The organism is Mucilaginibacter sp. (assembly GCF_036383575.1).
In the GTDB taxonomy this organism is placed as follows: Bacteria; Bacteroidota; Bacteroidia; order Sphingobacteriales; family Sphingobacteriaceae; genus Mucilaginibacter.
In genome coordinates this window covers 1-9,193 of the sequence record NZ_DASVOB010000550.1, presented here as the reverse complement: position 1 = coordinate 9,193, position 9,193 = coordinate 1, and the positions used below count along the sequence as shown (strand labels likewise).

The following is a 9,193-nucleotide window of genomic DNA, read 5'->3' as shown; positions in this document are numbered from 1 at the left end:
TGTCATGACCGCGCAGCCATTTTTGAGCCATAAACCAAGGGTTATTCAAACGGCCGTACTCCTGCGCGTATTGAACCAAACCAGGAACACCCATCGGGCCTTTATAAATATCTTCCAGGTCACGCACGTCGTAATCTGCCGAACCATATACCTTAAACATATAAATGTAGCTATTAGGACCATAGCTCACATCCGGAATATTTGGAGTATATTGTTTGTTGAAGTTGATGTTTCCGTCGATAGTCAACTTAGATGTGATATTATAACTGGCGTTAAGACTGAAGTTATCAGCGTTTAACTTGGTATTAGGGAACATACCCTTTTGATACAAGTGAGTATATGAAAACCTTGTGTTATAATTTTGACCACTTGCCGCAACAGCTAAGTTGTTTGTAGAAATAATACCGGTTTGTCTAAAATTAGCAAAGTTATCTTTACCACGGGCTACCCATGGCGTAGGCGTACGTTTACCGGTAGCAGGATCATAAGGGCTATCATACTGGCGCAATAGCTGACCTTCAAAACGAGGGCCATATTCGCCTAAACGGTTTCCATTATCATACAAGGCATCAGCAGACGGCACATAAACGTTGCTATTGTCTTTAGCCTGATACTCATAATGATAACCATTACCGCGACCATATTCAGTTTGAGCCTCAGGTGAAGCAATCAAACCACCTTCAAATAAGGTACTGCTGTTAACGTTAACTTCCCAGCCTTTTTTATCGGTAGTACCTTTTTTAGTTGTGATTATGATTGCACCATTGATACCTCTTGAACCGTACAATGCCGCAGCGTTAGGGCCTTTTAACACAGTGTAGGTGTCGATATCGTCGGGGCTGATATTCCAGGTATCCGAGTTGATAGGGCTGCCATCAACTACGAAAAGTAGATCTTTGCTACCACGTAAAACAATTTCAGGACGGCCCAACAACTCGGCGTTTGTACCTACTGTTAAACCTGCAACTTTACCTGCTAACGAGTTAATAGGGTTAGGCTCGCGGGCTTTAACCAATTCCGGGCCTTTAACTTCCTGAACTGTATAACCAAGTCTCCTGGTTTCCTTTTTAACACCGTAAGCTGTTACAACAACTTCAGATAATGCTTTTGAATCGGATTTTAATTGAACGGAAATATTGGTTTCGGTACCAATGGTTACTTCCTGCGGCGCATAGCCAATAAATTTGAAAGTTAGTACCTGGCCCTTAGCAACCGCAAGAGTAAAGCGGCCTTCGGTACCGGTTACCACTCCAATAGTGGTACCTTTAACCTGCACGTTTACGCCGGGCAAAGGCTGATTGGCTTCGTCTAATACGATACCTCTGATAGTTAAATTCTGTGCGTATGAGCTGCCATAAGCAAGCATACATACTGCAAAAAGAATTAACAATCTTGAAATTTTAAGTAAATTTTGTTTCATTGCAATACAGTTAGTTTGCAACGAAATTATTACAGAGGTATTAAGGGAAGGTTCTCAGATCAATAACATAGGAATAAGGAATTATAAAGAAATGTTTTTTTCAGGGCGATTTCACTACTTAATGTTAAATATGCTTTAATTCTTTTAACATCTATGCAATTTGGCATACAGCAACCCTAACTAACTCAAAGCCAAATATTAACAAAAAAGAGCCAAAACCTTTTTGATCAGGCTCCGGCTCTTTTCTTTATACTTTATACTGATTTTCGCAAAGGTTAATTACAGCCTGAAATTAAGCGATATGTAGGGATACCAGCCTTCGCTTGAATGTCCGGCTAATATTTGCAGTACTGTTAAGCTGGCAGGTGCAAAATACAAACCGCCACCAGTGCCGGTATGCCACTTATCTGAATGTTCATCATCAATCCAAACACGGCCCGCATCATAAAAGCCTACCAAACCCAACTGGCCTGGTAAAATATAGCTGGCTATGTCGGCAAGTTTAATCCGTCCCTGCAAATTATTAAACACCATATTCTTGCCGGCGAAACGGTTTTGCAGGTAGCCAAGCAGGTTCCCCTGTCCGCCCAAAAACATAGATTGATAAAATGCCGGTTTACCGAAGCTTACACCTCCCCCAACACGGTCGGATAATACAATTGCACCTCCAGGGGTTAGTTTTTGATAATAGGTAAACTCGGGCTTGATCTGTACCAATGATTTTGAGTAACTGTTAAGGCCTGTATACCCCTGAGCCGTAACAGTAAAAAAGAAACCTTTTGTAGGCAGGATATTATTATCCCGTTGATTGGTGGTATAGTTGATCAAAGCCCCAAGGTGTGCTTTATCTTTTCCAACTGTTAAGCTATCATATGAATTGATAAGCGACGATTGGTTAATAAATCGCCCGGTATTGTCTGAAAGTTTTAGATGATAAAACTGGAATGAAGGCCCGGCAGTGATATCGCTGTTTTTGCCGGTATGCCAGCGTAAAGCCGGGTCAAACTGGTAAATATCAAACCGGGTACGATAAAACCTCCGGTAACCTTCAAATTTGTTCAGCACACTTTCATTTCCGAGGCCAAAAAAGTTCACGGTGTTATCCGGGGATTGAATATTGGCCCTCATCACAAAGTCGGCTTTACCAAAGGCATCAATCCATTCTCCGTTATATTTTATCCTGAATGCATCAGTGGCAAAAGAATGAGTGATCATTACCTGCTGCAAGGTTGAGTAAGGAAGTTTCCGGAAGCCATCGTGCCCGGTGTATTGAAAGCCCAGGCCAAGTAAAAAGCCGTCATCCTTATTCAAAGCAGCTGTTGCAAGCGGCATCCATACATTATATAGGTTAGTAGGTAAAAATTGCGTGTTTGATGTATCGTTAGATAAGTGCTTGCTTAATCTACCGGTGTTATCAGCAAATGTCACGCTATCCTTACGGCCATAAAATTGGATCCTTTTGTTTGAGCTTTTAACCTCAACGGTTTTGTTGCCGATACTATCAATAAGCCGCAATTTTATTGGTGAATTACCATTATTGATCACAACCTGATCATCACCTGCCGAAACATACAACCTGATCTCCTGTGTAATTTCGGGCTTGTAAACCATATCCATAAAGCGGCTTTTAGTTTCCCCATCTTTATTTAATTTATCCACCGTTATCCTTGTTGCCTTATCTGGGGCATCTGAAATAGTTATCAGCTCGTTTTTGTCAGTAGTGCGGATATCAACTATCCGGTTAATGAACTTATAATACTGGCTCATGGCAGCTGGAATATTATCCCGGCGCTTTTTTAGTATAGCCAATAGTTCATCGTGCCTGAATTTATCGCTTTCGGCCGGCAAACGCTTTAAACCGGCTTCAAGCACCGCGTCAGTTTCGGCTTTAACAAACTCATTGGCAATTTGCATCCATCGCTCATAGCTTATTTGCGCATCGGGATACTGTTTCATGAAGCGTGTTTTAAACAGCGAATATTTCACATGCGGAATGTCTCCGGTAAAATCTTCAAGCAAAGGATCAATCCAGGGCAGGGCTGCAATGCTTGGAAAAACGCCCTGCGTAACGTGAAATACCTGGTCACGATCGCGTGGCACAGCGGTATAGGTTTTTCCTTTACCATTTTTGGTATCGGCCCAGCGCCATTGATCTTCGTGCCTGTCCCAATCACCTGTTAAAAGGTCAAGCATACGGGCACGCAAAAAGCCTTCGCCATCCAGCCTGTTGTCATAGCTTTTAAGGAGTTGCGCCTCCATTTTTAAAGTATTATCTGATGATCCGGTAGGTTCCCTTTCCTCTATCAAACAAACCGTACCAACAAACACCTTACTGTATTGCCCAAGCGCGGGGTCTTCGGCCACAACACCTATAACCGGGTTGGCATGCGGCACATGTGCTGCTTCTGCAAGCGGAGGTACTATTAATGCAGAATACGGATGCTGGCCGCTAAACTCATCGCCAACCCAATCAACGGCAAAAGTGCCCTGCAAATTTTCGGGCAACAGTTTATCCGGTGTTTTTTCAACGCTGCGCAATACCCACTCACGACCGCTTTTATCCTCAAGGCGCAACGATTTTGATTCCAGGCCGCCGCCTTGTTTAATAGGAGTTAACCCGCCATTTATTTGCGACAGCTTTATAACCGGCAGCTTCACTTTCATGGCCCAGTCCTTACGATAGTTTTCGCCGAACAGCCAGCGGTGAATCCCGCTTACATTATCATATGAAGCATGTACGCTTACAACTGTACTATCCGGAAATTTTTGCCAGGCCGTGGGAGCGATAGCCTGCGCATTTGCGTACATCGCCGAACCTGTAAGAAATAAAAAACTGAGTAACTTTTTTGTCATGAGGCAATGTGTTTAAGATGTAGGGACTTAAAATACTATAAACTGTTTACAAGATGCGTACCAAAACACAACTATTTGATTTACATAAACTTATAAACAACAATACAAAAACAACTAACGATATATCGTTAATGATTAAAAAATAAACCTAAATAACGCAGCTATTATATAGCAGCTTTCTATCTCCGGTTAATGACATGCTAATATTTTGATAAAAATAAACAATCCGCAATTACTTTGCACATCGGACCAGAGGTTATGCTATTACATAGTTGATATTGACCGATAAACATTTCTTATTATCCTCTACCGGTTTTTATAGATTTTGTTAGTTTTATACCTTGCTCTTATAATATATATGTACCGCAACGACAAATCGCCACATATCCTTAACGCCGCATCAAACTTATTGGGTTTATGCTTTGTGGTACTTACCTCATTAAAGTTTCTGAAACTTTCCGAACGGACCTATATTGATGAAACGGTGACCATAGCACTGGTTTTCTTTATGCTGAGCTGCATCCTTTCATTTCTTTCTATCAGGGGTAATATTAAACCGGGCGGACGTTCGGAAGCAATTGCCGACTATTTATTTTTAGGCGGAATGACGGTGTTGTTTATTACCGCTATGCTGATCATATTTAAGGTGATGTCTTAGTAGCCGATTTTGCACATAAAGGTTAATATCGGTCAAAAAACTGTCAAAAATTCGGCAAATTCCCGTACTTGAAAAAAACCGCCTAAATTAGCTATTCAAAACACCAAAAGCGCTTTGTAAGAAAAATTTTGCAATAGTGTAAATTGGTTGTAACTTGTATTTCAATTAACCTTACTGCATTTTAATACGTTCTTTTTATTTCTCTCCTGTACTATTACGCTCTGTTTTAATAAATTAACAGAACGTGATGATTGTTAATAAATAATTTACTGCAAATTATGGCTTAACGATTTGATAACCCAGGGTTCTCATTATTTAAAAGTAACCCTCCTACATTTATCAAATCATAAGTTTTAGCCGGATTTGGTTGCATCCTCTTATTTAAATTCTGAATAAGGAATTTACAAAGAGTTTATACTTATGATGTTTTAATATTTGATATGATACTTACTCAACCTGACAATATTACTGTGCTATCCGGCCAATTTTTTTTCACGACCGTTAATTACAGAATCTTTCCAAAATCGGTTCATACCTTAATGCCTTTCACTAACAAAATTTCAGGAATTAACGCTAATTGAAATAAAAGGATGAAGAAAATATTATTCATTACCGGTTCAATTAACCAAACCACTCAAATGCACCAGATAGCCAATGAGCTGCCTGAATTTGATTGCTGGTTTAGCCAGTTGTTTACTGACAACCCTACGCTTAATAACATTATTAATAATACTACGCTGCTTAGCGGCACGGTGCTTTCTACCAAGTTCAGGCTTATCTCAGAAGAATATCTCAAAAACAATAACCTTCAGATAGACTTTCAAGCCAGAAAAAACAAGTATGACCTGGTAGTTTATTGTACCGACCTGATTGTGCCGAAACGGATGCAAAACATCAAAACCATTTGGGTACAGGAAGGGATGATTGACCGCTACACCCCCTGGAGCCGCGTTGTAAGAGGGCTTAAGCTGCCCCCTACGTTATGTGGTAATACTTCACTGAACGGATCATCAAATATATGTGATGTGTACTGTGCTGCATCAGCAGGTTATAAACAATATTTTATGGGCAAGGGTACCGAAGAGCGGAAAATTGTAGTTACCGGTATGCCTAATTATGATAACCTTGTTCAGCATGTAAACAACGATTTCCCGCATCATAATTATGTAATGGTTGCCACTACCGATATGCGCGAAACCTTCCGCATTGAAAACAGGATAGCTTTCATTAAAAAGGCAGTAAAAATCGCCAATGGCAGGCCTTTACTCTTCAAACTTCACCCAAACGAAAACTTTGCCCGGGCCGAAAAAGAGATCCGCGCCAACACTCCTGCCAATACCCTGGTGTACAGTAAAGGTAATACCAACCAAATGATAGCCAATTGCTGTGAGCTTATCACCCAATATTCAACCGTGGTTTATACCGGCATTGCTTTGGGTAAAAAAGTTCATTCACTTTTTGATGTTGATGAACTTAAACGGCTTGCACCAATACAGAACGACGGGGTATCGGCAAAAAATATCGCGGCCATTTGTCGCGGCTACTTAAATCACACCGGTAGTAAAGAAAGCTTTGATCCGCAACTGGCTATGGATAAACACCTGGTTAATAAGCCGGAAGTTCAACTAACCGAAGAATTGATTGCTAACTGGTAATAATTTTACCGTGAAAAACAAGATACTAATAGTAGTACAGGCCCGCATGGCATCAAGCCGGCTGCCGGGTAAGGTAATGCTGCCTATTTTAGGCAAAAGCCTGCTTGCCCGGATGGTTGAGCGGCTTCAAATGATCCGGCATAAAGCCGAGATCATCATCGCCACATCTGAAACACCGGATGACGACATTATTATAAACGAAGCCATCAACATAGGTATCCCTTATTACCGCGGGAGCCTGAACAACCTGCTCGACAGGCATTACCAGGCCGCGAAACTTCATGACGCCGATGTCATATTAAAGATCCCGTCTGATTGCCCCTTGATCGATCCGCGTATTGTTGATCATGTGTTGGATTACTTTTTTGCCAATCAGGATGCCTTCGATTTCGTAAGTAACTTGCACCCGGCCACTTATCCCGACGGTAACGATGTGGAAATCATGACCATGGCTTGCCTTACCAAAGCATGGAAAAATGCAAACCGCCCTTTAGAGTTAGAACATACTACGCCTTATATCTGGGAAAACCCGCAATTATTCAGGATAGGTAATGTGAGCTGGCCTGCGGGTTTGGATTATTCCATGTCGCACAGGTTTACTATTGATTATGCCGAGGATTATTACTTCATAGAGCGTGTATTCCGGGAATTATACGCTGACAATAATCAATTCTCCTGCGATGATATCCTTAACCTGCTCAATCAAAAGCCGGAGATCTATAACATTAACGCACAATACGCAGGTGTAAACTGGTACCGGCATCATATGGACGAATTAAAAACCATCACATCCGGCCAAACCAAACAGGCGCCCACCAAAAACTTACAGGAATTATAACAAGCGAATGATAACAGTGGAGAACAACAATTACCAGGAATTAACGGATACCGCTCTGAAAGTAAGGGAGCATATCATCCGCATGTCTACCGATGGCGGGTGCTTTACAGGTGCATCACTATCTGCGGTGGATCTGATCGTTTATTTATATAGTCGTTTTTTGAACATCAATAAGGATAACCTTGATGATCCAAACCGCGACTACCTTTTTCTATCAAAAGGTCATGATGTACCTGCCCTATACGGCACCTTTGCCGAACTGGGTTTATTAGATAAAGAGCGCCTTAAAAATCACCTGTTACTTAACGATCATATTTACTGGCACCCAAACACTAAAATCCCGGGCATTGAATTTCACTCAGGCTCTTTAGGTCATTTACCTTCAGTAGCTATTGGCGTTGCTATGGACCTGAAGATCAGCGGCAGCGCCAACAAAGTGGTTTGCATTTTGGGCGATGGCGAACTAAACGAAGGTACCTGCTGGGAAGCCATGCTGGTGGCTAACGCTTATAAATTGGATAACCTGCTTTTTGTGGTTGACCGTAACCATTTCCAGGCCAATATGCGCACGGAAGATCTGATCCCGCTGGAGCCCCTTACCGATAAGTTTGAAGCATTTGGCGCGGCAGTTAAAAGAATAAACGGCCACAGCTTTGCCCAACTTGATGAAACCTTTAATGCTTTCCCTTTCCAGGCCGGAAAACTAAATGTAATTATTGCCGATACCGTGCGCGGTAAAGGTTTGCCAAGTATCCAGGAACGTGCCGACAGATGGTTCTGCAATTTCAATGCAGACGAGATTGAGCAGCTTTTATTGGAGCTGCATGGCCAGCACAATACAACATTAACATCAGAAACTTTAGTGGTGCGATAAGATGAGTTACGAAGAACTTTTAACCCAAACAGCCCTTGCCAATGAGCAGGTGATTGTAATGACCGCCGAAAACCGTGCACTGGTACGCAACCTGCCCGGCATATTAGGCAAACGTTTTATTGATACCGGTATTACCGAACAAACCATGATCGGTGCAGCTGCCGGTCTGGCTTTGCGTGGCCGTACCCCGGTTGTACACGCACTGGCGGCCTTTTTAACTATGCGCGCTTTTGAGTTTGTGCGTACCGATGTTGGCATAGCCAATTTACCGGTTAAGCTAAGCTCGTTTATCCCTGGTTTTTTATCGGATGGTAACGGGCCAACGCACCAGGCTATCGAGGATATTTCTATCATGCGTGGCATCCCTAACGTAACCGTGTTTGCGCCGGCCGATGAGGACGACCTGGTAAAAATGCTGCCCCAGATATGGGAAAGCAAAAGCCCGGCGTACACCCGCATTAATACCCGTAAAACCACTTATATCCACGAGCCTTTTACCATGGGCAAGGCCGAAATAATAGCCGAAGGTACTGACGTAACCATTTTAACCTACGGATTGTTATTTGAACAGGCGCTGATCGCCGTTGAGATGCTGAAAAGCGAAGGCCTTTCTGTTGGTTTGATCAATATGCGCAGCCTTAAACCGGTTGATGAGCAGGCTATCCTGAAAGCATCCGCACAAAGCAAACTGGTGGTTACGCTTGAAGATCATTTTTTAACCGGTGGTCTTTATACCATTGTAGCCGAGGTTTTATTAAAATACCGCACTACGGCCAATGTATTGCCTATGGCCCTGAACGAAAAATGGTTCAGGCCAACGCTCCTTCCTTCTGTATTGGAGCACGAAGGCTTTACAGGCAAACAGATTGCCGAAAAAATACTGGGCTACCAAACT

7 protein-coding genes are annotated in these 9,193 nt (G+C 42.3%); 5 read left to right on the top strand and 2 right to left on the bottom strand.

Annotated features, from left to right (window positions below; translation table 11 throughout):
• Both VF500_RS19555 and VF500_RS19550 read right to left on the bottom strand, forming a co-directional pair.
• On the bottom strand, positions 1 to 1,420 hold a 1,420-nt coding region (locus tag VF500_RS19555; protein ID WP_330861294.1), incomplete at its 3' end, for a carboxypeptidase-like regulatory domain-containing protein.
• Positions 1,421 to 1,699: 279 nt separating this feature from the next.
• Positions 1,700 to 4,273: a BamA/TamA family outer membrane protein gene (locus tag VF500_RS19550; protein ID WP_330861293.1), complete on the bottom strand. Its 2,574-nt coding sequence runs from the start codon at positions 4,271 to 4,273 to the stop codon at positions 1,700 to 1,702.
• A 358-nt stretch (positions 4,274 to 4,631) separates the two neighbouring features.
• Here VF500_RS19550 and VF500_RS19545 point away from each other — a divergent pair, with 358 nt between their 5' ends.
• The 5 genes from VF500_RS19545 to VF500_RS19525 form a co-directional block, all read left to right on the top strand.
• Positions 4,632 to 4,931 carry a hypothetical protein gene (locus tag VF500_RS19545; RefSeq protein WP_330861292.1) on the top strand — a complete coding sequence of 100 codons (300 nt, stop codon included), beginning with the start codon at positions 4,632 to 4,634 and terminating at the stop codon, positions 4,929 to 4,931.
• A gap of 590 nt (positions 4,932 to 5,521) precedes the next feature.
• Positions 5,522 to 6,586 carry a hypothetical protein gene (locus VF500_RS19540; RefSeq protein WP_330861291.1) on the top strand — a complete coding sequence of 355 codons (1,065 nt, stop codon included), beginning with the start codon at positions 5,522 to 5,524 and terminating at the stop codon, positions 6,584 to 6,586.
• Positions 6,587 to 6,596: 10 nt separating this feature from the next.
• Positions 6,597 to 7,424, top strand: coding sequence for a glycosyltransferase family protein (locus VF500_RS19535; protein WP_330861290.1), 828 nt, complete (start codon positions 6,597 to 6,599; stop codon positions 7,422 to 7,424).
• Positions 7,425 to 7,431: 7 nt separating this feature from the next.
• Positions 7,432 to 8,298 carry a transketolase gene (locus tag VF500_RS19530; RefSeq protein ID WP_330861289.1) on the top strand — a complete coding sequence of 289 codons (867 nt, stop codon included), beginning with the start codon at positions 7,432 to 7,434 and terminating at the stop codon, positions 8,296 to 8,298.
• A gap of 1 nt (position 8,299) precedes the next feature.
• The coding region (locus VF500_RS19525; RefSeq protein WP_330861288.1) for a transketolase family protein at positions 8,300 to 9,193 on the top strand (894 nt) is incomplete at its 3' end.